This window comes from Natrarchaeobius halalkaliphilus, from assembly GCF_003841485.1.
In the GTDB taxonomy this organism is placed as follows: domain Archaea; phylum Halobacteriota; class Halobacteria; order Halobacteriales; family Natrialbaceae; genus Natrarchaeobius; species Natrarchaeobius halalkaliphilus.
This window is the reverse complement of sequence record NZ_REFY01000001.1, coordinates 687855-711197: the sequence shown is the minus strand read 5'-3', so window position 1 is coordinate 711197 and position 23343 is coordinate 687855. Positions and strand designations below refer to the sequence as shown.

At 63.6% G+C, this 23343-nt stretch carries 26 protein-coding genes; 10 read left to right on the top strand and 16 right to left on the bottom strand.

The annotated features are described in order from the left end of the window. Positions 1-46: 46 nt before the first annotated feature. The 3 genes from EA462_RS03435 (at position 47) to EA462_RS03425 (ending at position 3789) form a co-directional block, all read left to right on the top strand. Positions 47-562 carry a PH domain-containing protein gene (locus EA462_RS03435; RefSeq protein WP_124177157.1) on the top strand — a complete coding sequence of 172 codons (516 nt, stop codon included), beginning with the start codon at positions 47-49 and terminating at the stop codon, positions 560-562. An 85-nt stretch (positions 563-647) separates the two neighbouring features. After that, a complete protein-coding gene (locus EA462_RS03430) occupies positions 648-1247 on the top strand; it encodes a hypothetical protein (RefSeq protein ID WP_124177156.1) in 600 nt (199 codons plus the stop codon). 76 nt (positions 1248-1323) lie between these two features. Next, on the top strand, positions 1324-3789 hold the full coding sequence (locus EA462_RS03425; protein ID WP_124177155.1) for a DEAD/DEAH box helicase: 2466 nt from the start codon (positions 1324-1326) through the stop codon (positions 3787-3789). A gap of 39 nt (positions 3790-3828) precedes the next feature. Here the strand turns inward: EA462_RS03425 and EA462_RS03420 are convergent, their stop codons facing one another. Together EA462_RS03420 and EA462_RS03415 are read right to left on the bottom strand one after the other, a co-directional pair. Continuing rightward, on the bottom strand, positions 3829-5484 hold the full coding sequence (locus tag EA462_RS03420) for a sensor histidine kinase (RefSeq protein ID WP_124177154.1): 1656 nt from the start codon (positions 5482-5484) through the stop codon (positions 3829-3831). Between the two features lie 355 nt (positions 5485-5839). Next, on the bottom strand, positions 5840-6247 hold the full coding sequence (locus EA462_RS03415; RefSeq protein WP_124177153.1) for a hypothetical protein: 408 nt from the start codon (positions 6245-6247) through the stop codon (positions 5840-5842). Positions 6248-6617: 370 nt separating this feature from the next. Between EA462_RS03415 and EA462_RS03410 the strand changes: the two genes are divergently transcribed. After that, positions 6618-6980 carry a SpoIIAA family protein gene (locus EA462_RS03410; RefSeq protein WP_124177152.1) on the top strand — a complete coding sequence of 121 codons (363 nt, stop codon included), beginning with the start codon at positions 6618-6620 and terminating at the stop codon, positions 6978-6980. A 226-nt stretch (positions 6981-7206) separates the two neighbouring features. On the opposite strand, the gene EA462_RS03405 is transcribed toward EA462_RS03410, so the two are convergent. The 3 genes from EA462_RS03405 to EA462_RS03395 form a co-directional block, all read right to left on the bottom strand. Beyond that, positions 7207-7467, bottom strand: coding sequence for a hypothetical protein (locus EA462_RS03405; RefSeq protein ID WP_124177151.1), 261 nt, complete (start codon positions 7465-7467; stop codon positions 7207-7209). A 455-nt stretch (positions 7468-7922) separates the two neighbouring features. Beyond that, a complete protein-coding gene (locus tag EA462_RS03400; RefSeq protein ID WP_124177150.1) occupies positions 7923-8171 on the bottom strand; it encodes a hypothetical protein in 249 nt (82 codons plus the stop codon). 284 nt (positions 8172-8455) lie between these two features. Then, the gene (locus EA462_RS03395; protein WP_243641351.1) at positions 8456-9445 is read right to left on the bottom strand and encodes a hypothetical protein; all 990 of its coding nucleotides are present in this window, start codon (positions 9443-9445) and stop codon (positions 8456-8458) included. A gap of 84 nt (positions 9446-9529) precedes the next feature. Between EA462_RS03395 and EA462_RS03390 the strand changes: the two genes are divergently transcribed. Then, positions 9530-10177, top strand: coding sequence for a helix-turn-helix domain-containing protein (locus EA462_RS03390; RefSeq protein WP_124177149.1), 648 nt, complete (start codon positions 9530-9532; stop codon positions 10175-10177). Positions 10178-10223: 46 nt separating this feature from the next. On the opposite strand, the gene EA462_RS03385 is transcribed toward EA462_RS03390, so the two are convergent. Then, positions 10224-10919 carry a class I SAM-dependent methyltransferase gene (locus tag EA462_RS03385; RefSeq protein ID WP_124177148.1) on the bottom strand — a complete coding sequence of 232 codons (696 nt, stop codon included), beginning with the start codon at positions 10917-10919 and terminating at the stop codon, positions 10224-10226. Positions 10920-11047: 128 nt separating this feature from the next. Here EA462_RS03385 and EA462_RS03380 point away from each other — a divergent pair, with 128 nt between their 5' ends. Beyond that, entirely contained in the window at positions 11048-12070 is a 1023-nt protein-coding gene (locus tag EA462_RS03380; RefSeq protein ID WP_124177147.1) for a threonine aldolase family protein, read from the top strand. A gap of 141 nt (positions 12071-12211) precedes the next feature. Here EA462_RS03380 and EA462_RS17685 read toward each other — a convergent pair whose 3' ends face one another. From EA462_RS17685 to EA462_RS17975, 5 genes are all read right to left on the bottom strand, one after another. Then, positions 12212-12343: a DUF7859 family protein gene (locus tag EA462_RS17685; RefSeq protein ID WP_279387001.1), complete on the bottom strand. Its 132-nt coding sequence runs from the start codon at positions 12341-12343 to the stop codon at positions 12212-12214. A gap of 396 nt (positions 12344-12739) precedes the next feature. Further along, positions 12740-13252: a metallophosphoesterase gene (locus EA462_RS03375; protein ID WP_124177146.1), complete on the bottom strand. Its 513-nt coding sequence runs from the start codon at positions 13250-13252 to the stop codon at positions 12740-12742. A 106-nt stretch (positions 13253-13358) separates the two neighbouring features. Next, complete coding sequence (locus EA462_RS03370; protein ID WP_124177145.1) at positions 13359-14765, bottom strand: phosphoglucomutase/phosphomannomutase family protein; 1407 nt, start codon at positions 14763-14765, stop codon at positions 13359-13361. A 95-nt stretch (positions 14766-14860) separates the two neighbouring features. Continuing rightward, positions 14861-15115: a GIY-YIG nuclease family protein gene (locus EA462_RS03365; protein ID WP_124177144.1), complete on the bottom strand. Its 255-nt coding sequence runs from the start codon at positions 15113-15115 to the stop codon at positions 14861-14863. 112 nt (positions 15116-15227) lie between these two features. Continuing rightward, positions 15228-15377 carry a DUF7563 family protein gene (locus EA462_RS17975; RefSeq protein ID WP_449289200.1) on the bottom strand — a complete coding sequence of 50 codons (150 nt, stop codon included), beginning with the start codon at positions 15375-15377 and terminating at the stop codon, positions 15228-15230. A gap of 356 nt (positions 15378-15733) precedes the next feature. Between EA462_RS17975 and EA462_RS03360 the strand changes: the two genes are divergently transcribed. Then, positions 15734-15901 (top strand): DUF1931 family protein, encoded by a 168-nt coding sequence (locus EA462_RS03360; protein WP_006665251.1) that lies wholly within the window; start codon positions 15734-15736, stop codon positions 15899-15901. Between the two features lie 240 nt (positions 15902-16141). Here EA462_RS03360 and fni read toward each other — a convergent pair whose 3' ends face one another. Beyond that, a complete protein-coding gene (gene fni / locus EA462_RS03355; RefSeq protein ID WP_124177143.1) occupies positions 16142-17203 on the bottom strand; it encodes a type 2 isopentenyl-diphosphate Delta-isomerase in 1062 nt (353 codons plus the stop codon). Between the two features lie 139 nt (positions 17204-17342). Here fni and EA462_RS03350 point away from each other — a divergent pair, with 139 nt between their 5' ends. Then, positions 17343-17747 carry a hypothetical protein gene (locus EA462_RS03350; protein ID WP_124177142.1) on the top strand — a complete coding sequence of 135 codons (405 nt, stop codon included), beginning with the start codon at positions 17343-17345 and terminating at the stop codon, positions 17745-17747. A gap of 156 nt (positions 17748-17903) precedes the next feature. On the opposite strand, the gene rpiA is transcribed toward EA462_RS03350, so the two are convergent. Further along, positions 17904-18611 (bottom strand): ribose-5-phosphate isomerase RpiA, encoded by a 708-nt coding sequence (gene rpiA / locus EA462_RS03345; RefSeq protein WP_124177141.1) that lies wholly within the window; start codon positions 18609-18611, stop codon positions 17904-17906. Between the two features lie 119 nt (positions 18612-18730). On the opposite strand from rpiA, the gene EA462_RS03340 reads away from it, so the two are divergent. Then, entirely contained in the window at positions 18731-19231 is a 501-nt protein-coding gene (locus EA462_RS03340) for a TspO/MBR family protein (protein ID WP_124177140.1), read from the top strand. A gap of 106 nt (positions 19232-19337) precedes the next feature. On the opposite strand, the gene EA462_RS03335 is transcribed toward EA462_RS03340, so the two are convergent. The 3 genes from EA462_RS03335 to EA462_RS03325 all read right to left on the bottom strand — a co-directional run bounded on the left by EA462_RS03335 (position 19338) and on the right by EA462_RS03325 (position 22798). Next, the gene (locus tag EA462_RS03335) at positions 19338-19928 is read right to left on the bottom strand and encodes a dolichol kinase (protein ID WP_124177139.1); all 591 of its coding nucleotides are present in this window, start codon (positions 19926-19928) and stop codon (positions 19338-19340) included. Positions 19929-20166: 238 nt separating this feature from the next. Next, entirely contained in the window at positions 20167-21954 is a 1788-nt protein-coding gene (glyS, locus tag EA462_RS03330; protein WP_124177138.1) for a glycine--tRNA ligase, read from the bottom strand. Next, entirely contained in the window at positions 21947-22798 is an 852-nt protein-coding gene (locus EA462_RS03325) for a CBS domain-containing protein (RefSeq protein ID WP_124177137.1), read from the bottom strand. The genes glyS and EA462_RS03325 overlap by 8 nt, the downstream gene beginning before the upstream one ends. 135 nt (positions 22799-22933) lie before the next feature. Here EA462_RS03325 and EA462_RS17165 point away from each other — a divergent pair, with 135 nt between their 5' ends. Further along, complete coding sequence (locus EA462_RS17165) at positions 22934-23101, top strand: DUF7556 family protein (protein ID WP_165872008.1); 168 nt, start codon at positions 22934-22936, stop codon at positions 23099-23101. Positions 23102-23343: the final 242 nt, after the last annotated feature.

Here is a 23343-nt window from a genome sequence, read left to right as displayed (position 1 = left end):
CGTACTCCCGATAGTTTTAGGGACTCGAACGGAATACCGGCTCTCGATGGCGTTCAGCACCACCCCCGACTGGTTCCACCTCGGAGACGACGAGGAGATCGTCTGGGAGAGTCGCCCGCATCCGATCGAACTGGGCGTCGCCTTCCCGGTCGCGGTGGTCCTCGTCGTCCTCGGCCTCGGCGTCACCGCCTGGGGACTGTCCGACGAACGTGGCGTCGTGACCGGCGTCGGAATCGTGCTCGTCCTCGGAGGCGGCGCGACGGCTGCCGTTCGCTACCTGTTCTGGACCAACACCCGCTACGTGATCACCAGCTCCGAGCTGTACAAGAAACGGGGCGTGATCTCGCGAGACGTCACCCAGTTTCGCCTCGAGCGCGTCCAGAACACCAGCCTCAGCCAGTCGGTGCTCGGTCGAACGCTCGGGTACGGCGATCTAACTGTGTACACCGCCGGCTCCGGCGATCCCGAGCTTACGTTCGAACACGTTCCACGACCCGAACACGCCTCGAGTATCCTGAGCGATCAACTCGCGCTCAGTTCGGCGGGCGAATCGGCACTCTAGGGGATCGGAACCCACGGACCGTTCTCGTCACGGATTTGTCGAACCACAAGACATATTACATCAAGAGGGTTTACGGATCGATACAATGTCACAGCAACCGCTGGCGGCCACGGAGCGATCCGTATCGCGTGCCTCGAGCGTCGCGGCGAGTGCGGGCGTCGGCGTCCTCGCCGCTGTGATCGGCTATCTCGTCACCTACGTCGCGGTCGCGGGCGAGGTCGAAGAGGCCGTCGGTGACAGCGTTGCGGAGTGGAAAGGCGTCGCCTGGTACTACTACAACGCCCATCTGGTCGACATCGACGCGAGCGGCGAGATCGGCTCCATCGGGGGCTCGAGGACGGTCGATTTCATCGCCCAGTCGGGCAGTACGAGCGCGACTCTGCTCTACGTCGTCCCGCCGCTGGTCCTCCTCGGCGTGGGGGCGATGGTCGCCTACCAGTTCGATGCCCGCGACCTTGGCGAGGCCGTCATCGCGGGTGCGCCGGTCACGATCGGCTACGCCGTGGTCATGGGACTGGGCGCGGTCGTCACCGAGGCGAGTACCGAGGGCTCGTTCTTCGGCGTCGATCTGTCCGGCTCGATCGCCCCGCAGCTCGTTCCCGCGATCTTCCTCGGCGGCGTCCTCTACCCGCTCGTGTTCGCCACTGCGGGCGCGATACTCGCGACCGTGCTCGCATCGCGGTAGCTCTCGGTGATCGATCCGACGGACAGCCGCGACTCGAAGGAAACGCCTTTCATCACCCGCTGCCCGTTTTCGTGTGATGGAGGTTGCCGAGGTTCTCCCCCAGTTCGCAGACGCCTTCGCCTTCGAGGAGTTCAACCGAATGCAACGCGAGGCCCTCCCCGCGTTGCTAGAGCGCGAGGAGAACGTCGTCGCGAGCGCGCCGACTGCCTCGGGCAAGACCGCACTCGCGGAACTCGCGATCTGCAAGGCGCTCGCGGACGGGGGGACGGCGCTGTTTATCGCTCCGATGCGAGCGCTGACGAACGAAAAAGAAGACGATTGGGACCGCTTCGAGGAACTCGATTACTCGGTTTACGTCGTCACGGGTGAACGGGACCTCAACCCGCGGCGGGCCCGTCGGGCGGATATCCTGGTGATGACGCCCGAAAAGCTCGACTCCGCGACCCGAAAACACGACTCCAGGCGGTACGACTTCGTCACCGACGTCGACGTCTGCGTCATCGACGAGGTCCACCTGCTGGATGCGGACCGGCGCGGATCGGTTCTCGAGGTGACGATCTCGCGACTTCGCCGGCTCTGTGCTCCCCGGATCGTCGCCCTTTCAGCGACGATGCCGAACGTCGACGACGTCGCGGCGTGGCTCGACGCCCCCGACGAGACCACCTTCGAGTTCGGGGACGAGTACCGACCCGTCGATCTCAACGCGGGCGTCAAGACGTACACGCACGGCGAGAACACCTTCGCGGACAAGTACCGGCGGCTCTATCGCGCCCTCGACCTCGCGGAACCACACCTCCGGGAGGACGGCCAGGCGCTCGTGTTCGTCTCCTCCCGACAGGATACGGTCCGGGCGGCCGAGAAGGCCCGCGACGAGATCGCAGAGCGAGACGTCCCGATGGGCGCACGCGGCGACTACGACTTCCACACCGAGTCGAAAGACCTCGAGAACGAGACGCTTCGGAATTCGGTGCTCGACGGCGTCGCCTTCCACCACGCCGGCCTCTCGAAGAACGACCGCGACCTCGTCGAGGAGTGGTTCAAGCAGGGACTGATCGAACTCCTCTTTTCGACCTCGACGCTCGCCTGGGGCGTCAACCTGCCCGCCAGGTGCGTCGTGATCCGCGATACGAAACTCCACGATCCCCTCGAGGGCGAGGTCGACATGAGCCCGCTCGACGTCCTCCAGATGCTCGGGCGCGCGGGGCGGCCGGGCTACGACGACGTCGGCTACGGCTGGGTCGTCTGCGACACCGCGGAGGCCGACAAGTACCGTCGGCTCCTCCGGGACGGCAAGGAGATCGAGTCGCGGCTGGCCGAGAGCCTCGAGACCCACCTCAACGCCGAGATCGCGATGGGAACCATCACCGACCTGGACGACGTGATGGACTGGCTCGAGACGACCTACTACTATGTCCGGGGACAGTCCAAGCCCGAGGAGTACGACTTTCCGAACCTCCGAACGCGGGTCCGGGACTGCCTCGAGGGGCTCGTCGAGCGCGGCTTCGTCGAAACCGGCGAGGATCTCTCGATCGAGGCGACGCCCCGGGGCGTGCTCGCATCGAAGTACTACCTGCGCCTCGAGACCGCAGCGACGTTCGCCGATCTCTGTGATCGCGTTGCCGAGAGCGACGGTGCGGGCGTTTCGAGCCCGTCGAGTAGCGCGGAACGGAGTTCTCCGAACGCTCGAGCGGCGGGATCGCGAGGCGACGCGACGAAGAGCGGCCGGCGAGAGAACGGAGCGTCCCTCGGGACGGACGACGTTCTCGAGGCGGTCGCGACCGCGGTCGAGTTCGACTCCGTCTCGGCCCGCCAGGACGAACGCGACGCGATCGACGCGGTGCTGGTCGGCGTCGACACGGACGAGTTCGATCCGGGGGAGCGAAAGGTGTTCGCGATCCTGCGGAGTGCAGCGAGCGGGACGACGCCCAACGCGCTCCGAAGCGACGCCTGGGTTATTCGGCGAAACGCGACGCGGCTCGTCTCCGCGCTGGGGGCGTTCCTCGATCGGTTCGCGGGCCCACACGCCGCGAACCTCTCGCGACGCGTCGAAGCCCGGATCGAAAACGGCGTCGCGGACGACGCGGTCGGGCTGACGGCGATCGACGGCGTCGGGCCGGGACGAGCGAGCAAACTGGCGAAAGAGGGGCTCTCGACGCCCGGTGACGTTCTTGGTGCCGGCGTCACCGAACTCGAGGATGCGGGTCTCTCGGCGGGGGTCGCAGAGCGAGTCTACGAGGGAGCGCAGTCGCTTCCCGCAGTCGAGATCGACTGGGGTCCGTTTCCCGAGGCGGTCGAGACCGGCGAGAACGACGTCCGTGAAGTGACGGTTCGAAACGTCGGTGAGCCGGCCAGAGCCGGAATTCGGGTGACGGTCAACGGCGTCGAGATGACGAGCACCGCGTGTTATCTGCGCGACAGCGAAACCGTTCCCGTCGGCGTCTTCGGTGCCGACGCAGACGCGCTCGAGTTCACCGTGAGCGTCGCCTTCCCGGCGGAACCGCTCGTGCCGATCGTCGAGCAGCGAACGGTCGACATCATCTGATCCGGTCACCGAGGCGTTCGCAGGAGAGCGGACGTGTTTTCACGAATCGCGAATCGGTTCGTCAGTGAGCACGTCGAACCGAGCACCGCCCGCCTCACCCTCACTCAGCCGAAGCTGCCAGCCGTGTCCGTCGACGATATCCGTGACGATCGAGAGCCCGAATCCGGTCCCGTCCGACGTGGTCGTGTATCCCGGGTCGAGGACGGCCTGGTGCTCGTCTGGCGGGATCCCCGGCCCGTCGTCCTCGAGGTAAAAGCCGGGCGCGTCGGAAAGCGACCCGACGGTGATCGTCACGTCGCGACCGCCGTGTTCGATGGCGTTCCGAAAGAGGTTCTCGAAGAGCTGTTGCAGCCGATCGGAATCCGCCTCGAGGGGGCGCTCCGAGTCGCCCTCGATGACGAGCGTCGCCCCCTCCGACTCGATCATCTCCCACGACTGGCGTGCGATCATCACCGGATCGACGCGCTCGACCTCGTCGATCGATGTTCCCTCTCGAGCGAGCGTGAGGAGGTCGTCGATGAGCGTTTCCATCCGCTCGTGGGCCTCGACGACCGGCTCCAGGTGGTCGGTGTCGTCCTCCTCGATGGCCAGCACCGTCCGCCCCCGTGCGACCGTCAGCGGATTTCGGAGGTCGTGTGAGACGATGCTCGCGAACCGTTCTAACCGGTCGTTCTGGTGCTCGAGCGTCCGCCGGTACCGTTCGCGCCGGGTCACGTCGGTGAGCGTGATAGTTCGTCCGAGACGCGCCCGATCCAGCGAGAACGGATTCGACGAGACGGAGTAGTACCGGGTGCTCGCGTCCACGTCGATCTCGAGCAGTGGATCTGACGAATCGAGCGCCGACTCGACGGGGGGGACGAGCGCTTCGAGCGGACGGCCAACGCCGTCGGTCAGCGACGGAAAGAGGGCCGCCGCTCGCTGGTTGTAATCGCGAAGGCGATCTCTGTCGTCGAGGACGATAACCGGATCGTCGGCGTCCCCGGTGGTTCTGACGAGTTGGAATCGCTCGAGGTAGACGAAGAGAACGCCGGTCGAGAAGGCGGCCACGCCGATCGAGGAGTACGTGATGTCGAGGAGGATCGTCGACGTGCCACCGAGGAGGTCGAGCACCACCGGAAGCCCGGTCAACCCGACGAGGACGAAAAGCGGTCGGGTATCGGAGTTGACCCGGACGAACAGTTCGAACAGCATGAAGAACCCGACGAACGAGAGGGCGTAGGCGAGTCCCATCACGATCCAGTGGAGCGGCTCGTGGTGAATCTGGAGGTGGGCGAACGGAATCGTCGCCGGTTCGGTCGAGAAATATCGACCGTGAATCGGGTTGGTGAGCTTTACCGTCACGATGAGGACGAAGAGGGCGACCGCGAGTCGCCGGATGGTCTCGTCGCGGTGGAGCAATCGCCCCGTGTAGGCCGAACAAAAGTACAGCCACGGACCGATGGCGGCGAGACCGACGACCAATCCGCCCACGAACAGCGCGTACTGCAGGCGCGGCGTCGACGCAGTGAGGTAGCCGACGTGAATAGTCGCCCAGACGCCGCTCGTGAGCAACAGCCAGTAGAGCCCCCGTCGAGTCTCGTCGTGTTCGATGTACGCCGTCCGTCGAAGACCGACGAAGCAGACCAGCGCCGAGACGCCGAAGACGAGTACGTACCAGAGCCGGGTACTGTCGACTGCGAACAACTGCTCACTCATTGCATCGATAGGGCCGATGGTTCGAAAGCGAACCACATCCGTCTTGTGGCGAAGTTGACGACGAAACGAAAAGAAACCACGAAACAGTGACGGCATCTCGAGGCTGGGGCTCGAGTCTCAGCGCAGTCTCTCGAGTTGCGTAGTCGATTGTTCGGCTGTGTCTCTGCGTGAAGCACATTTTCGCCGCTTGCTGGTCGATGGCCCCTACCAGAGACGAATGGTATTCGTAGCCTCTGCTGCATACAGGGCGCGAATGTGGTACGTGGTTAGGCTTACCCCCAGGGGAAACCAAAACCCAACTATGTCGTCAGTGAGTGCGTTCGAATCGGTAGCCAAAACTCGAATAGTCGGGTAATTAGACAACGTCTCTCGAGATGCTGAGTTCGGCGTTGGAGTTGTGCAAAACGTTGATCGAGGAACCACCACTTGGGCCAACGTCCTCGGTGAGTTCGTCACTGTCTTGATCCGTGGCAGCGGTTACGGTAGCCTCGAACCCCTCCCCGATACCGAGATCGGGTCGTTTCCTCGGTGCCGCTCCGTCAACGTCTGCGCCAGCAAAGCCATCGAGCCCCAACACCTCGTCGTAGACGGTTTTTCCGGTATCGACGTTAGTGATCGTTACGTCGATCGTAACTGGATCTGTGTACCGATTGCTGATACTGATGTAGTTGGGCTCGTCACCTTCGACATCCAGAAGGGCGAGACAGCCAGCAAGACCAGTAGAGACACTACCAATCATACCGAGAAACGCGCGGCGGTTCATATCAGACCTGAATAAGTCAATACACAAATATTTTCTGTGGTCTGACTATGACCCCACCTAGCCAATGGTACACTACCATCGGCGTGTAACAAACGAGGGCGTCGTGCTGCACTAATGCTCTGAGTGTGTCACAGCGTTTTTGACAGAAACCGAGTAGTTCAAACAGCTTGTTCTGTAACTCACAGCGCATGTCGCGCGAGATTCGGCTTCGTCTGCGAAAGAATTGATCGCTCAGGTACGGGAAGCCGTTTACGAGTACGGGTGATTGAAGAAACATCTCCATATCTCCGTTCGATTTCGCTCCTACGATTCATCCAGTGGTTAGCATTGCAGGCAGCAAATCTATCCACAGGAGTAGACACGGTAAAATATGGTCGAAAAGCTTCCACGGAGTGAAGGCAACAGGATCGGCTACGAGGTCAACGATAAACTGAGTGAGGAGGAATACGAGGAGATACTGGCTGAGGTCAAAGATGCAATCGAAGAACACGGATCAGCGAAGTTACTGATCGACCTCTCCGGTGTTTCCGAATCGTATGCTGAGTTCGACGCATACGAGGAAGATCTCGGTTTCTACCTCCGACATGGAGAGGACATGGAATGTTACGCAGTCGTCGGCGACGACAGTGTTATGAAGTGGGGAACAGAGGCCAGTGATCTGGTTACAGACACTGACATCGAATTTTTCGACGAAGAGGATCTCGACAAGGCATGGGAGTACGTCAAAGAATAATCACAGAAGTTGTGCTGATTGCGTCACAGATCAACTAACGACTGACTTGATGCCGCAATTTGGAAGAAAGGACATCATTTTGCTGCATCCATCCTCTGTATCTTGCACGCTGTTCCTGTTAAATATCGATTATTGATTGGTATGAGCGGTACGTGCATCTCCTGTACCAACCGACATTCAGTGTACGTTCTGTCACAACACGTTGAACAGAACTCTCCGAGTCTCACTACCGCCCGTCTCGAGCAACGCGGGATGTCGGACAGCGCGACCGTGGATGGGTCGCGAAAGCGAGCATGCCGATGGCGGCGATACAGTCGGAACAGTAGGGTTTTGCGACCGGTTCGTACCGCTCGGCCAGTTCCGGACACGGCTCGGTCGAGAGGCGGATCACCCGATCCCGACGGATCGGGTCGTCACAGCGCCCGCAGACGAGTCCGGAAGCGGTGTCGTCACTCGAGGCGTCGGCGGTCTCCCGTTCGGAACTCATCGAAATCGCCCCTCGAGCCGATGTCTCCGCGGCCGGTATCCGTGCGGCCGGTGACGCAGATCTCGGCGACGCAGATTCCACCGTCTCGAGTCCCACCGTCTCGAATTACGTCGACGAAAGCGTTTGTGGCGCGAGTGTTGGCGACAGGTGTGCGGGTGGCGACAACGACTGTCGTAGACTGTCCGCTGTTCGAACGCAGTACTGGGCTGTCGTGCGAGACCTTTTTGTCTCGGTAGTGGGAATGGAATCATGGCACCAAGCAGGGTCGCTTGGAAGCCACACGTCTCGGGTGTTCTAGCACCCGGGGCATTTCGTACGTATGCCCTCGCGTCCACGTTGGAGCGCGTGGCCTCCATCTACTGCTTGTCACGAGATATAATATAATCATTAGTGTTCTGTGAAATAAGTGGCTCGAGTAACTACTCGAGCGCCGATCACGGCCAGAGGACCCGCCGTCAGTCGCCACCGTCGGCCAGAAAAATCCCCAGATAGATCGACGCGAACGCGCAGGCGACGCCGACGCCGAAGGCGATCGTAAACGGCGACTCGAGGGCGATTTCGCCGCCGTGGTCGATCACCCACCCGCTGAAGCCGACGACGACGAGCGAGATGGCCGCGAGGCGCAACACCGAAACGACGTGGTGACCGAGCGGAGTTGTAGCCGATCGATCGGTCTCGGACGGCGGTGGATCGTCGTCGACCATCTACACCCCTGTCCGCTCGAGCTCCGCGCGTCCGTTCATACGACCGTAGAGAACCGAGGTGGGCAAAAATCCAGGGGTCGAGTCGTGCTCTCGGCTCGAGTCAGTCGTCCTCTCGAATCACCACTATTAGCTAGACCGACCTTATTAGCCTTGGAAAGCATGTATCTCCAATACTTTGATTTCCGAAGTAATGGGAAAGTGGAACCGATCGGTTCGCGTGGACAAGGGGCGAAACCGAGAAAGGGTGGAACGGAGAGTCACCGACGCAGAAATTAGGAGTGTACTCAACACTCCGATGGATGTCGAAACCGGTCCGGATCGATCGCGTGTGCGAGCGGTTCGGTCCCGCTTTCGATGGGATACGTGAGAACGTCGTCCGGATTCTCGAGAACGCGCCCGAGGACGAGTTCGGCGGCCCGAGCGACGGGGTTCCAGGTATCGTAGTACGCCTCGTAGACCGCCGCCATCTCAGCCGTTTCCATGTACTGGACGAGCGAGTAGCCGCCCGCCCGTCGCTCGAGAACCACCGATTCGGTGTACATCGCCTCCGCCTCGAGCATCTCCTCGCTCCAGGTTTCGATCGGACCGAGGCTCAACTCGCCGTCGATCACCCGCCGTGAAACCCCCGCCAGCCAGTCCGCCAGTCGTTCCGGGAGGCCGGACTCGAGATCCATCCGGACCAGTTCGACGTCGACCGTCCGGTCCGAGGCGAGTTCGTCCCGACCGAGCAGGCCCGCTTCGGCCGCCTCGAGCGTTCGCGGTCGTCGCGGGTGGACGGCGTGGACGAGGAGCTCCCCGTCCACCGAATCGTCGCCGGGGACGACCGCGTCGTGACTGACGGGAAACCGCTCGGCGATCGTCGTCGCCGGATCGTCCCGCCGCTCGAGTTCGTTCCGCGGAACTTCGACGTACCAGCGGAGTTCAGGCTCGTCGGACGACCGATCGAGAAAGAGCGACGCCGTGCTCGCGCCGTCGACGCCGAGCAGCCAGTCCGGGTCGCCGTCCGCGCAGCGTCGGTCCACCCGCTCGAGAACCGCCTCGATTCGGTCGGGGTCGAGGCGCCGCCGAACGACGAACGCGCCCGCGTGGCGCTCGGTGATGACGTCGTTCCCATCCCCCGTCAGGTCCGCAATTCGTCCCCGAACGCGGTGCCAGAGAACCGCGCCGCCGAGCAGGGCGGCCCCCGCGAGGAGTCCGTATCGACACCGGCGGGAGAGCCGGGGGTCGGTCGGGTCGGATCTGGAATGCGCTCGGTCGGTTCGTTGGTCGACCATATTCGATGGAAGGGGTCGAAAAGGGATCGGAATGCTCGCGAAGCATATCGGTGTTTTATATGAGTCGACTCCGTGCTATCGACGATGAAATCGATGCACGTCTCGCTGGCACACGACGCGGAGACGCTCTCTCCGATTCACGCCGCGATCTGTGACTCGTCCGATCTCGAGCGAGAGGTCATCCTCGGCGGACAGGCGGTCGACGGCGTCGAGACGATCACCTCGTTCGTCACCGGCGAGGCCCGCGCCTACGAACCGGCGCTGGAGGGACTCGACGGCGTCCACGAGTACGACGTGACGCCCGCAGACGACGGCTTTTTTCTGTACCTCCGCCGGGATCTCGAGGCCGAGGGGCTGTCGATGCTCACCGCGCTCGCACAGGAGACGGTCGTCGTCGTGCCGCCGATCGAGATCCGCGCGGATCGAACGATCCGGCTGACGATCGTCGGCCACCCGACGGACCTGACGACCGTTCTCGAGGAGCTATCCGCAGGCGTCACGGCCGACGTTCTGTGGGTGAGCGACTCCGTGACCGTCACCGACTCGCCCGTCTCCGACCGACAGCTCGAAGCGCTCGAGGTCGCCCGGAACGTCGGCTTCTACGAGATTCCGCGACGGAACGGAATCGAAGCGGTCGCGACGGAACTCGACTGTGCGGTCTCGACGGCATCCGAGCTGATCCGGCGAGGCGAGGCCGCCGTCGTCGGGCGGACGCTCGATACGCAGCTGTGACTCGAGGGCGCGTCCGGCGGTGGATACAGAAGTCCTGGACGGACAGTTAGCTCCGATCGGGGGAGTGCTTTCGAGCGATAACGGTGTAGCAGGTTCCGACCAAGTAGGTGTCGACGATCTCGCTCTCTTCGAAGACCGCCGACAGCGAGCCGGGAACGTCGCCATCGGGGTTCCAGTTCGCATACCATCGGAGGAACCGGCGGAGAAACGGGTTCGCGAGCCGGGCGGGGCCCTCGGGGACCCCACCGATGTCGAACACGACGAACGGGGACCCCGGAACGAGCAGCCGGTGGACGTTCTCGACCGCGGCGCGAACGTCCGGCATCACGCTCATCGAGAGCGTCGCGATCGCCGCGTCGAAGCGGCCCTCGAGGTCGATCGTCGTCGCGTCATCCAGGTGGACCTCGACGTTCTTCCAGCCGTGACGTTCGATCCGATCGCGCGCCTTGGCGACCATCTCGGGGCTGTAATCGACGGCCACGACCGTTCCGGTTTCACCGACGTCGTCTCGAAGTCGCTCGAGATTGACGCCCGGTCCACAGCCGATATCCAGGACGCGATCGCCCCGCTCGAGTGCCAGGTCGTCCATCGCCGCCTCGCGCATGGGCTCGAGATCCCGCTCGCTCATCGCGTAGTAGTCGCTCCAGCGGTTCCACACCGTTCGGCTCCGCTCGAGATGGTTCTGGTAGGCCGCCCCAGTACTTCGGCCGTCGGCCGTCGACGACGGTGACTCGTTGACCATACCGAGACTCGTGGCGAGCGTCGGGAGTAGCTGTTCGCGATGAGTATCGGGAGTTTATATATCCATGGCGAAGGTAATCACGGCGGCTCGAGCGAAGAGCGTTTTGGCCTCGCCTCGCTACGTCGAGCATGATCGACCTGCGCTCGGATACGGTGACGAAACCCGACGAGGCGATGCGCGAGGCCGCCCGCGATGCCGACGTCGGTGACGACGTCTACGGGGAGGACCCGACGGTGAACGATCTCGAGCGACGGGCGGCCACAGCGGTCGGGACGGAGGCTGCGATGTTCGTTCCGACCGGAACGATGGGGAACCAGATCGCCGCACGCGTCCACACCGAACCGGGACAGGAGGTGCTCGCAGAGCGCGAGAGCCACGTCGTCAGGTACGAACTCGGCGGACTGGCCCAGCACTCGGGCCTCCAGCTTCGAAGGCTCGACGGCGGCGACCGCGGGGTTCCGACCGCCGAACAGGTCGCGGACGGCGTCGTCGAGGAGGATCTACACCGACCAGGGACGGGATTGCTCTGTCTCGAGAACACGCACAACGTCAGGGGCGGTGTCGCCATCACACCCACCGAAATCGCGGCGGCGGCCGACGTCGCCCGCGAACGCGACGTTCCGGTCCACCTCGACGGGGCGCGGGTGTTCAACGCGGCCGTCGCGCTCGACGTCCCCGTCACCGGGATCACCGCCCACGTCGATTCGGTCATGTTCTGTCTCTCGAAGGGGCTGGGCGCGCCGGTCGGATCGATACTCGCGGGAAGCGAACCGTTCGTCGCACAGGCGCGCCGAACCCGGAAACTGTTCGGCGGCGGAATGCGCCAGGTCGGGCTGATCGCCGCTCCCGGACTCCGCGCCCTCGATAACGTCACCGACTTCGAGCGAGATCACGAACGCGCCCGGCGACTCGCGGACGGGCTGGACGGCGTCGACGGGTTCGACGTTCAGACCCCGGAGACGAACATCGTCCTCGTCGACGTTTCCGGGACGGGACTCGAACCGTCCGTCGTTCTCGAGCGACTCCGCGACCGCGAAGTGCTGGCGACGACGGTGGGGGAAACGGCGATCCGGTTCTGTACGCACCGAAACGTTTCCGGGGAGGATATCCGACGCGCGCTCGAGCGGGTCGAAGCCGTTCCGTTCGAGTGAGACCGTCCCTCACAGCGCAGTGGTCACTCGACGGGCGTGGATGGTGACCGGTTCGTTCACGGGAAGATGGCGCGTTCGTCCGCGAGTAGAATATCACGGTCGCTTACGGCAACGGCCGCGTGCTCGCGTAGCGAAAATCGACTACCGGCCGCGCATTCCGTCGCGGAACTCGAGCATCGTTCGCCGGAGCAACAGGTACGAAAAGAACACCAACGAGAGCAGTATCAAGACGATCGCGATGATGACGGGATCGTCGGGGATTAAATCGAGCATACCGACGGATACCGCGTGAGCGTGCAAAATCGTTTCGGCGTATCGTCGCCGGATCAAAAATAAAAGTTTCACTCGCTCGAGAAATCCGGTAGCTAAAACCGCTGTTTCAGCTTGCGGCGCTTATATTGATACCGGGAACCTACCTCGAGATGGGTTCCGATCACCTCCCTCACCGTCGCGTGCACGGCGACGGGATCGGAACCACGGCACAGTTTGGAAGCGGGGCCGTCCTGACCCTCTCGGATCGGTCGCCCTTCCGACGAGCCACCCTCCCGACGGGCCGCCCTCCCGGCGAACCGCCCTCGACGGCCCGTTCGCGCCCACCACGTCCCGCTGGCGCTTTGTCGAAAACGTCACACAACGCTCTCTCGAGTGAAGCGTTTCCAGCGACGTCGGTTACTCCAGTGAAACGTCGAACGACTCGAGGAGCGCGCCGTTCGGTCGCCGGAGTTCGCCCGCGAGCCCGTCAGCCGTCCCCTCAAGGACCGCGAATCCGGGCCGATTGCCTCGAGGGTCGGCGTGGCTGCCGGGGTTGAGGAGGAGACAGTCCTCGGCGTCGACGACCGACGGTCGGTGGCTGTGACCGGAGACGACGACGTCGGCGTCTCGCGATCGACCGAAGAGCGCGAGTCCGGTCGGTCCGCCGTCGCGACGGTGAGTAACGGCGAAGCGTGCACCGCCCGCCTCGACGACGCGAGCCGTCGGCAGCCGATCGCGGACGGCCGAGTTATCGGCGTTTCCGCGTACGGCGACGAACCGAGACGACTCCTCCTGGAAGGACTCGAGCACCGGGACGGTCGTAAAGTCGCCCGCGTGAATAACGACGTCCGCCTCGCGGACGGCCCGCAGAGCCTCACCGTCGAGTTCGTGGCCACGGCCGCTGTGCGTATCGGAAACGATCGTGATCATACCATCGGGTACGAACGTCTCCGTAACGTACGTTTCGAACCGTCCGAACGACTCGACGGAGCGACCCGAACAGTTCTATCCGGACTGTCTTTTTGAGCGGAGGATGTCACACGAGCGGCTCGAGCAGTTCCGTCCCGGCCTCGAGCAAGGAGTCGATCCGATCGCGGTCGCTCGCCTCGGCGTAGACCCGCAACGCCGGTTCGGTTCCGCTGGGACGGACCAGCAGCCACGAGCCATCCGCGAGTTGCAGTTTGAATCCGTCTGCGGTGGTGACGCTCTCGACCGGCGTGCCGGCGACGGAGTCGGGAATCTCGTCCCCGAGATCCTCGAGAACGCGCGCCTTCTCGTGATCGGGACAGGCGAGACTTCGTTTGTCCTGGACGACCGCGCCGTGTTCCGCGAGCAGGCGATCGACTCGGTCGTCGAGCGGTTCTTCCGCGTGCATCGCGGCCGCGAGCAAGGCGACGAAAACGCCGTCTTTCTCGCGCACGTGGCCGCGGACGGTGAACCCGCCGGACTCCTCGCCGCCGACCAGCGCGTCGTGGTCGGCCATCGCCTCGGCGATCCACTTGAAACCGACCGGAACCTCGTGGACGCGCTCGCCGTGGCTCTCAGCGATGCGATCGAGCAGGTACGTCGTCGAAACCGACCGGATCACCGCCCCAGAGTCGCCCTCAAGGAGGTAGTCGTACAGCGCCGCAAAGAACAGGTTCTCGTCGAGGAATCCTCGTTCGGGCGTCACCGCGGCGATCCGGTCTGCGTCACCGTCGTTTGCGATCCCCAGTTCGGGTTCGGTTTCGGGGTCGGTAACGAGAGCGGCGAGTTCTCCGAGGTGTTGTTCGCCGGGTTCGGGCGCGCCGCCACCGAATTCCGGGTCGCGAACGCAGCGCAAGCGATCGACCGAGACGCCGACGCGCTCGAGCAGGGCGTCCGTCGTTCCGCGTCCGCTGCCGTGCATGGCGTCGTAGGCGACGGTCAATCCCGAGAGATCGAGGTCTCGATCCTCGCCGCCGGTGATCGACGCCGCGAGATCGACGGCGGCATCGGCGTGGGGCGTGACGAGGTCGATCTCGCGGGCGGTGCCGTGTTCGGATTCGGGACGGGGATCGGGTTCCGCGAGTCGGTCCGCGATGGCTTCGGTTACCGCGGGCAGCGCAGGTGCGCCGTCGTTCGGAATGAACTTCACGCCGTTGTACTCCGGCGGGTTGTGTGAGGCCGTGATAACGAGTCCGCCCGCGAGATCGCGGTCGACGATGGCGTGGGCGACGAGCGGCGTCGGTCGATCCCGTTCCGGTATGAGTACGTCGAACCCGTTCGCACACACCACTCGCGTCAACTCCTCTGCGAACCCGCGCGAGGTCTCGCGCGCATCGTACCCGACGACGACGGGTCCCTCGAGACCCTCGTCCGAGAGGTACGACGCGACCGCCTGACCGACGATCCGAACGCGCGGCGCGGTGAACTCCTCGAGCGTCGCTCGCCAGCCGTCGGTGCCGAACGTGATGGCGTCCATACTCCTTTCTCACCAGCAGGGACGAAAAAAGCGACGTTGTCGGCCGATCCGTGAGAAGAGATCGGAGGACTCGAGTTCGGTTCCGGCGGACGGCGTCAGTCGGCCTCGACCAGTCGTTCCTTCTGTCCACGGCTGAGTTGCTTGATCTCGTACTCCCGCGACATCGCCGCCGATCGGGACTCGTACCGTTCGTGATACCGGAGGGCGACCGGCGTTCGTCCGCGCGTGTACTTTGCGCCCTCGCCGGCGTCGTGTTCGACGATCCGGCGCTCGAGGTCTGTCGTGTAGCCGGTGTAGAAACTGCCGTCAGCACACTCGAGGACGTAGACGACGTGGTCGGACTCGGCCATTGAGCGCAGTACCCGAGGAACGGGTAAAAACCTCCCGTCCGCGGTGTAGACGCCCGAGTTGGAGGTTGGGGTCGGGGTTGGGAGTTAGGGTCGATCGGCGGGGTCGGGAAGGTCAGGTGCCGCGTGAACGCTCTTTGGCGACCTCCGCGATCCCTGCGTTGGCCGAGCAACTAATACACGCGTGAATGTCGCCACGTTCGTCGGCAAAGACACGCGCGAAACGCTCGGAGACGTGCGCATCGCAGTGGTTGCATGTGGGCATTGGTCTCACCGGCCGGGGCCGGTATCGAGAGATATCCGCCGGGCACTTAAAAATCATTTCCCAAACGCAGTTTGGCTTTTCGATATAACAAGATTTTATTCTCGGTATCGATACTCACCGAACGTCACGAATCCGAACGCATTCGGTCGGAAGCCGAACGGTCCCGAACGGTCGTGAGACCGCGCGCGAGAGCGGTTTTCCCGTCTCGAGGCGACGAGATTCGAGTCAGAAATTCATCAGACATATACTTTCCGGTGATGTCGCCCATCGAAACGGCCGAATGAACCGCTGCAACCAGTGTATCCCCACTGATAACCACAATATTTATACCATGGAAGCAGGAACCGATACATCGTATGGCAGACCTTATCGTCAAAGCCGCCGTGAAAGAAGCGCTCGATGACAAGAACGTCGCCTCGGACTTCTACGATGCACTCGACGAGGAAGTCGACGAGTTGCTCGCAGACGCTGCCCGTCGCGCAGAGGCGAACGACCGGAAGACCGTCCAGCCGCGCGACCTGTAAGGGACGCCACACCCCCCAAGTACCTTTTATCGACGCCACGTCGAAGAGCAACGGCACCGGACGGGAGTCGTCGGGCGTCACGCTCTCGCTCGTGAACCGATGGACAGCGCACGGTGCTATTCGCTCGAGTGCGAGCGGTGAGTAACCGGCTCAACGGATGGGCGCGGCGGGCTCAGCGCCGACAGGATTCGACCGCGCGGTTCCCACAGGGTCGTTCGATCGGCCAGGAGTCGGCGACCGTTATCGATCTCGGTCCTCGAGGTACTCGTTCGTTCGTCCGAGGACGACGTACTCCGCCGATCGGAGCTCGTCGACCGACGCCGAACCGGTGACGAACATCGCCGTCCGTAACTCGAGCGACAGCGTTTCGATCAGATCGACGACCGCGTCGGTTCCCTGACCCGCCGGGCCGAGAAACGGCTTCGCGAGGCCGCCGGCTCGAGCGCCGAGGGCGATCGCCTTGGCGATATCGAGCCCCGATCGGACGCCACCGCTCGCGATCACGCAGTCGTGGGCGTCGACCGCCTCGCGGGTACTGACCACAGTCGGGACGCCCCACGCCCGGAACAGTTGACCGATAGCCTCCTGACGTCTCGCACCGACGGCAGCCGCCCGGTAGGCTTCGATCCCCGACCACGTCGTTCCGCCCTGTCCGGCGACGTCGACGGCGTCGACGCCGGCATCGGCCAGTCGCGTCGCGGTTTCACGCGAGATTCCGTTGCCGGTTTCCTTGACGATCACCGGGACCGAGAGCCCGTCCGCAACGTGTTCGATGGCTTCGAGACAGCCGCGTGCGTCGACGTCTCCTTCGGGCTGGACGGCCTCCTGGAGGAAGTTGAGGTGGATCGCCATCGCGTCGGCGTCGATCATCTCGACCGCCGCTTCGACGTCACCCAGGTCGTACTCAAGCAGCTGGGCAGCACCGACGTTTCCGTAGAGGAAGGCGTCCGGTGCGACGTCGCGAACGACCGTATACGACTCGAGAAGCGCCTCGTCGTCGATCTCGAGGCCGGCGCGCTGGCTACCGACGCCCATCGCGACGTTCGTTCGCTGGGCGGCCTCGGCAAGCGCTCGATTTATCTTCGTGGTGTTCGGATGGCCGCCGGTCATGCTCTCGATGACGATCGGTGCGGACAGCTCGTGGCCGAACAGCGTCGTCGACGTCTCGATTTCGTCCCGGTGGATCTCCGGGAGCGCCTCGTGAACGAGATCGACGTCTGCGAATCCAGCACCAGTCGTCTCGACGTCTTCCTCCTCGATGATTCGAATGTGGTCGTCTTTCCTGTCGGATGTCTCGGGCATCGGTTCGTGTCCACTGGAACGTCTCGGGAGGGGAGTGAAAAACGCCCCGTTCCGATTCGAAGGCGTCCGGGTCGCTCGTGGCCGAGAACCGTACCTCCGGGTCGAACGTTTTTATCAGTGGGTGTCGTCCGAACTGAACATGCGCGCGCTCCTCATCGCATTCGGTCTCCTCGAGACCGTCGCTCCAGAGCGGATCATCGAACCGTGCGAACGGCTCTCGTTCGAAAATCCCGAAACCGGACAGCTTCGTCCGTGGACGATCCCGATGGCCCGACTCGAGGGCGTCGTCTTCGTCTCGCTGCTCGTCCGTGGCGGAAAGCGCGTCCGACGGCTTCGGACACCCATCGCTGCGTTCGGAATCGTCATGGCCCTACTGCCGCAAACGGTCGTGTCGGTGGCGCTCGAGGCGGCCTACGAGAACGCCGACGAACTCGAGGTCAGACGGTGGGTCGTGCCGGCTACCCGTCTACTCGGAGCGTGTTACGTGCTCGCGGCGCTGCTCGCTGGACGAGTGAACGCACCGGAGGACGGCCACAGCGAGTAACGGAAGTCGGTTGAGAGCAAGGATTTCGATCGGACGGCGTCGGTTTCGATCGGTGGAGAACCTCGTTCTGGCCGGTAGACTAGCGAGAGACGACACGCGACAGGGTTCTCAGCGCCTCGATTTAGCTACAAGCGACGAGCTGTGGCGAACCCGGTTTCAGTACTCGCGAACCTCGAGGCCGTCGTCGGTTCCGACGTAGGTCGCATCCGCAAGCCCGACGAACAGTCCGTGTTCGACGACGCCCGGAATTCGCGACAGTCGCGACGCGAGGTCACCGGGTTCCGAAATCGCGCCGAACGCACAGTCGAGCACCAGATTCCCGTTGTCGGTGACGACCGGCCCATCCTTGCCAGTCGCGTCGCGAAGCGTCGGCTCGCCCGATAGCTCCCGAACGCGATCACCGACGACGGAGTGTGCATCGGGAAGAACCTCGAGCGGAACCGAGCGGTCGAGTTCGTCCGTCAGCTTCGAGGGATCGACGACGACGACGAATCGCTCGGCCGTCGCGTCGATCAACTTTTCTCGCGTGTGTGCGGCCCCACCGCCTTTGATGAGCGCGCCGTGAGCCGACGCAGCCGGCTGGTCGACGACCTGATCCGCACCGTCGATCGCGAGATCGATTCGGTCGACCGCATCCAGTTCGGTTACCGGAATGTCCGCCTCGAGCGCGAGCCGGCGCGACTGAAAGGACGTAGGAACGGCCCGGATCTCGAGGCCGTCCGCAACGGCTCGGCCGAGCGCATCGATCGCACAGGCGGTCGTCGATCCGGTTCCGAGACCGACGACGGTTCCGTCTTCGACCGCTCGAGCGGCGCGTTCACCGGCTCGCCGCTTCGCCTCGTCGGTACCGCCCTCCGTCTTCATATTTCGTAGCGCGAGCGGCGACGACAAAAACGTTGTACATAGTCGGTCGGGGAAGACCGTCGATCGACCGCGGGCGTCGTCGGGAACAGGCCCAAGGGACTCCGGGTCGACGGTACCGTATGGCGACACGAACCAGCACACCCCGCGTTCCCGACCGTGGATCGATCCTCCGAGCGGTCGGTTTCGTGATCCTCGTCAACGTCGTCGGCAGCGTCCCCGGCGTCCTCTCGAGTCCAGACTCGCCCTGGTTTCGCGCCCTCGAAAAGCCGTGGTTCTACCCGCCCGAGATCGCGTTTCCGGTCGTCTGGACGGCGCTGTTTACGCTGTTGGGGATCGCCCTCTGGCTCGTCTGGCGGGCCGACGCGGACGGCCGTCGGCTGGCGCTCGGGCTGTTCGTCGTCCAGATGGCGTTCAACGTCGCCTGGACGCCCGCGTTCTTTACGCTCGAGGCACCGCTCGTCGCACTGGGTGTTATCCTCGTCCTCTGGGGACTGGTGGTAGCGACGATCGCCGCGTTCCGACGGGTCGATCGCCGCGCCGCGGCGTTGCTCGTTCCCTATCTCGCGTGGGTGACGTTCGCCGCCGTACTCAACTTCGAACTCTGGCGGCTGAACGCCTGATCCGTGTCGAGCTCGGGACGGACTCATACGGTCTGTTATAACTGTTTATCGACGCACCCGGCACCCGGTCTCCGGATACGCCGGTACTGACTTACAGCAGACCGTATCAGACGGGGGCGAACTCGAGTGCCAGAAACGAAAGCGTCGCGGCGTAGATGGGAATCGTCAGGTTGTCGTCGACGATGAACTCACCGAACTGGAGTTTAACGCCGTCTGCGATCGTCGCACCGAGTGCCGCGGCGACGATCGCAAGCGGGGAGTGAAAGAGAAACGGCGTCGCAAGCGCCGCCGAAACGACGAACATCGTGACGAGCACCGTCGGTCCCTTGACCCGTCTGAGCGAGTCGTCGGAGACCGCCCCGCTTATCGGATCACCGATCGCGAGCATCAACATCGCCGGCAGCGCGATCGCGGGCTGAAAGACGAGGACGACCGCCGTCATACTCACCATGTAGTAGCCGTAGCCCGCGAACTGGTCCTGTTCGTACTCCCGCGTGAGTTTCTCGTAGAGCCACCACTCGAGACCGACGCGCAAGCGCAGTATCTCGAGACCGATCACGCCGAACGAGAGAACGATCATGAGATACCGAAAGTATTGCCAGGTGAGACCGACCTCGAAGTGATCTGCCAGCAGATAGAGCGCAACCAGTCCCGCCCCGCTCGCGTGGACGAGTCGGCGTTTTAGTTCGTCGGCCATCACCCAAATTCTCGGACAAGGAGACCTTCAGTCCGTCGATCATCATCCGCGTGGTTCGGAGATCCGGAAAGGCAGCGGATTTCGTCTCGAAGGAAGTCGGACAGGCTTATTTTGCCGGGTTCAGAACAGCAGGTGACGATGAGCGAGGAAAACGGCGTCGAACGCCGGAACGAAGGTTCGGAAACGTCCGCTCGAGTTACCGACAGCGCCACGCGATCAGTGAAACGGGAATCGAGGGCTACAGTTCCGTGAACTCCCGCTCGCCGGCCCGGATCGCAGAAAGCGTCTCCGCGAGGTCGGCTACCGGCAACCGTTTCTGGGCGGTCGTATCTCGCTCGCGGACGGTGACGGTCGTCGCGTCGTCTTCGATGGTCTCGTAATCGACGGTGACACAGAACGGAGTGCCGACCTCGTCTTGACGACGATAGCGCCGGCCGATGTTGCCCGAGTCGTCGTAGGTCACCGAGAGACCGACCTCGCGCAGGTCGGACGCGATAGCCCTCGATTGCGCCTCGAGATCCGCGTCGTTTTGCAGCGGGAAGACGCCGGCGAAGGTGGGCGCGACCTCGGGTTCGAGTTCGAGGTGCGTTCTGGACTCGCCGTCGACTTCGTCCTCGCGGTAGGCGTGGTGGAGGACGGTGTAGACCAGTCGATCGACGCCGAAAGAGGGTTCGACGACGTGCGGGATCACGTGTTCGCCGGCGATCGTCTCCTCTTCGACCGCGAAACCGGTCTTTTCGACCGGAATCTCGTGGGCCTCACCCTCGAGATCGATCTCGACCGGTCCGCTCTCGAATGCGCTGCGGTTCCGGCCGGCGAGCGCCTCGAGTTCCTCTACGATGGCCCGTGCGTCGCCGCCGAACTCCGGTCCCAGGTAGCTCATATCCGGGTCGACGGAGGCGCGCTCGACGGTCTGTGGCTCGTCGTACTGGCGGAAAACGGTAAAACGGTCGCCGGAGTGCTCTGCGTGTTTCGAGAGGTCGTACTGGCCCCGATAGGCGAAGCCGGCCAGTTCGATCCAGTTGCCGTCGATTTCACTCTCGGCATCCCAGCAGTCCGCGGCGTAGTGGGCGCGCTCGCCCGCCAGATGCTGGCGGAATCGGAATCGATCCATGTCGACGCCAACGGCGTCGTACCATGGCTTGGCGACGCCGAGGAAGTACGCGACCCACTCGTCACCGATGACGCCCTCGGAAACGGCGTCACCGATGGTGGTCTCGAGTTCGTCGCCGTCCTCGTCGTTCTGCTCGCTCGCGGGATACAGCGTCACTTCGACGTCAGCGACGGCCTCGAGATCGGGATCGTCCGCTTCGGGATCAATGAAGTACTCGAGTTCGGCCTGCGTGAACTCGCGGGTTCTGATGATCGAGCGTCGCGGACTGATCTCGTTGCGGTAGGCCCGGCCGATCTGGGTGACGCCGAAGGGGAGCTGGTTGCGAGCGTACTCTTTCAGCCGAGGGAACTCGACGAAGATACCCTGTGCCGTCTCGGGACGCAGGTAGCCCGGCTGGGAGTCACCGGGTCCGATGTTCGTCGCGAACATGAGGTTGAACGCCTCGACGGCCTGGCCCGCCAGTCCCGTGCCACAGGAGGGACAGACGAGTTCGTACTCCGCGATGACCTCCTCGACGTCCGGAATCGGTAGACTTTCGGCGTCCTCGTAGTCGGTATTGTCCTCGACGACGTGGTCCGCGCGATGGCTCTCACCGCAGTCGGGGCACTCGACGAGCATATCGTCGAAACCCTCGAGGTGGCCCGAGGCCTCGAAGACGGGTTCGGGCATGATCGTCGGCGCGTCGATCTCCATGTTCCCTTCCGCGACGGCGAACCGGTCGCGCCAGGCGTCCTCGACGTTCCCCTTCAGGGCTGCACCCTGAGGACCGAACGTGTAGAAGCCGCCGACACCGCCGTACGAACCGGAGGACTGGAAGAAATAGCCTCGGCGCTTGGCCAGTTCGACCAGCTTCTCGCTCGTCGGCTCGTCCGTCGCCTCGAAATCGGAGGGGGGCTCGGTCGGCTCAGTCATACAGCGTCTCCAGGACGTTGACGTCACAGACGATGCCGACGAGCTGTTCGCCGGTCACCATCGGGATCTGTTCGATATCGTTGCGGATCATCCGCTGTGCGACCTCCTGGAGCGACGTCGACGCCGAAACGGTCACGACGTCGTCGGTCATGAATTCGCTGACCGGACCGTTCGGAAGCTCGATGTCTCGCGTCGGGAGGTATCGACTTCCGACGCCCTTGATTCCCTCCCAGGACCACTGCGAATCCTGGTCCGGGAAGTTGTTGCCCGTCTCCTCTTCTCCCTCGACGATACGGGCCACGTCGATGATGTCGACCTCCGTGAGGACGCCGCTCATCCGACCGTCGTCGTCCAGTGCGACCGTATATGGAACGTTGGCGTAGTAGAGTTCGCGCTCGGAAACGGGCAGCGGCGTTCCCTCGTAGGTCGTGTTCACGTCGTCGCTCGCGTACGATTCGGCCGTGGCGTCGGTCTCCTGATCGCCGGTCGCGATCGCGTGGATCACGTCGGTCACCGTCACGATCCCTTCGAGCTCCCCGTCGACGACCGGAACGCGGCGCGCGTCCTCTTGGACCATCGTCCGCGCGGCGTCCTCGAGCGACGTCTCGCTCGTCGTCGTCGGAACCTCGTCCATCAGCATGACGAGCTGGTCCTCGTCGGGCTGTTCGATCAGCGCGTCTCGAGAAACCAGGCCGCGATACTCCGGCCCGTCGTCGGTCGGTTTGACGACCGGGACGGACGAGAACGATCGTTCTTGCAGGTACTCGAGGACGTCGGCGCGAGTACCCGGCAGTTCGACGGTCACCACGTCCGCTCGGGCTGTCATCGCGTCGGCTACGTTCATGTCACCAGGATACGGCGAAAATGAGTATAAACCCAGTGTTTCGTCCGTGCGAGAACGTATCCGCGAACTGATGGGTCCTCGAGCACGACAGTCAGATTCGACGAGTTTATATGTGGATGGGTGTCACTCACATACATGGCGACGAATCCCCACGCCACGACGAATACCGACACGATCGTCGGATCGATCGACGCCGGCGACGCGAGTCACTGCGACGAGTACGTCATCGCGGATATCTCGGCGGACGGCGCGTGGCTCTCGATGCAGGCGGAGGCCGCACCGACGCTGACAGCCTGGCGATAACCGAGTGGGGACGTGGATCAGGGTGGCACTGATACGGTAGTTTTTCCGCTATGGTCGGCCCACAGCCGCGACGAACTGACGCCGAAACGAGCGAACGCGACGGAGGCGACGCCGACGGATCACGATCCGCGGCAAAGCGGTTTCTCTCGTCGCTCGTTCCGGATTCGCTGGCGCGTCGAGCGGTCGCCGTCTCGGTCGAAACCGATCGGGGAGTCTATTCCCGTGGCGAGCCGGTCGAGATT

Excerpts from the sequence above, each read along its gene's own strand:
- EA462_RS03435 (WP_124177157.1), top strand. The coding sequence starts at position 47 with ATGGCGTTCAGCACCACCCCCGACTGGTTCCACCTCGGAGACGACGAG.
- EA462_RS03430 (WP_124177156.1), top strand. The coding sequence starts at position 648 with ATGTCACAGCAACCGCTGGCGGCCACGGAGCGATCCGTATCGCGTGCC.
- EA462_RS03425 (WP_124177155.1), top strand. The coding sequence starts at position 1,324 with ATGGAGGTTGCCGAGGTTCTCCCCCAGTTCGCAGACGCCTTCGCCTTC.
- EA462_RS03420 (WP_124177154.1), bottom strand. The coding sequence starts at position 5,484 with ATGAGTGAGCAGTTGTTCGCAGTCGACAGTACCCGGCTCTGGTACGTA.
- EA462_RS03415 (WP_124177153.1), bottom strand. The coding sequence starts at position 6,247 with ATGAACCGCCGCGCGTTTCTCGGTATGATTGGTAGTGTCTCTACTGGT.
- EA462_RS03410 (WP_124177152.1), top strand. The coding sequence starts at position 6,618 with ATGGTCGAAAAGCTTCCACGGAGTGAAGGCAACAGGATCGGCTACGAG.
- EA462_RS03405 (WP_124177151.1), bottom strand. The coding sequence starts at position 7,467 with ATGAGTTCCGAACGGGAGACCGCCGACGCCTCGAGTGACGACACCGCT.
- EA462_RS03400 (WP_124177150.1), bottom strand. The coding sequence starts at position 8,171 with ATGGTCGACGACGATCCACCGCCGTCCGAGACCGATCGATCGGCTACA.
- EA462_RS03395 (WP_243641351.1), bottom strand. The coding sequence starts at position 9,445 with ATGGTCGACCAACGAACCGACCGAGCGCATTCCAGATCCGACCCGACC.
- EA462_RS03390 (WP_124177149.1), top strand. The coding sequence starts at position 9,530 with ATGAAATCGATGCACGTCTCGCTGGCACACGACGCGGAGACGCTCTCT.
- EA462_RS03385 (WP_124177148.1), bottom strand. The coding sequence starts at position 10,919 with ATGGTCAACGAGTCACCGTCGTCGACGGCCGACGGCCGAAGTACTGGG.
- EA462_RS03380 (WP_124177147.1), top strand. The coding sequence starts at position 11,048 with ATGATCGACCTGCGCTCGGATACGGTGACGAAACCCGACGAGGCGATG.
- EA462_RS17685 (WP_279387001.1), bottom strand. The coding sequence starts at position 12,343 with ATGCTCGATTTAATCCCCGACGATCCCGTCATCATCGCGATCGTCTTG.
- EA462_RS03375 (WP_124177146.1), bottom strand. The coding sequence starts at position 13,252 with ATGATCACGATCGTTTCCGATACGCACAGCGGCCGTGGCCACGAACTC.
- EA462_RS03370 (WP_124177145.1), bottom strand. The coding sequence starts at position 14,765 with ATGGACGCCATCACGTTCGGCACCGACGGCTGGCGAGCGACGCTCGAG.
- EA462_RS03365 (WP_124177144.1), bottom strand. The coding sequence starts at position 15,115 with ATGGCCGAGTCCGACCACGTCGTCTACGTCCTCGAGTGTGCTGACGGC.
- EA462_RS17975 (WP_449289200.1), bottom strand. The coding sequence starts at position 15,377 with ATGCCCACATGCAACCACTGCGATGCGCACGTCTCCGAGCGTTTCGCG.
- EA462_RS03360 (WP_006665251.1), top strand. The coding sequence starts at position 15,734 with ATGGCAGACCTTATCGTCAAAGCCGCCGTGAAAGAAGCGCTCGATGAC.
- fni (WP_124177143.1), bottom strand. The coding sequence starts at position 17,203 with ATGCCCGAGACATCCGACAGGAAAGACGACCACATTCGAATCATCGAG.
- EA462_RS03350 (WP_124177142.1), top strand. The coding sequence starts at position 17,343 with ATGCGCGCGCTCCTCATCGCATTCGGTCTCCTCGAGACCGTCGCTCCA.
- rpiA (WP_124177141.1), bottom strand. The coding sequence starts at position 18,611 with ATGAAGACGGAGGGCGGTACCGACGAGGCGAAGCGGCGAGCCGGTGAA.
- EA462_RS03340 (WP_124177140.1), top strand. The coding sequence starts at position 18,731 with ATGGCGACACGAACCAGCACACCCCGCGTTCCCGACCGTGGATCGATC.
- EA462_RS03335 (WP_124177139.1), bottom strand. The coding sequence starts at position 19,928 with ATGGCCGACGAACTAAAACGCCGACTCGTCCACGCGAGCGGGGCGGGA.
- glyS (WP_124177138.1), bottom strand. The coding sequence starts at position 21,954 with ATGACTGAGCCGACCGAGCCCCCCTCCGATTTCGAGGCGACGGACGAG.
- EA462_RS03325 (WP_124177137.1), bottom strand. The coding sequence starts at position 22,798 with ATGAACGTAGCCGACGCGATGACAGCCCGAGCGGACGTGGTGACCGTC.
- EA462_RS17165 (WP_165872008.1), top strand. The coding sequence starts at position 22,934 with ATGGCGACGAATCCCCACGCCACGACGAATACCGACACGATCGTCGGA.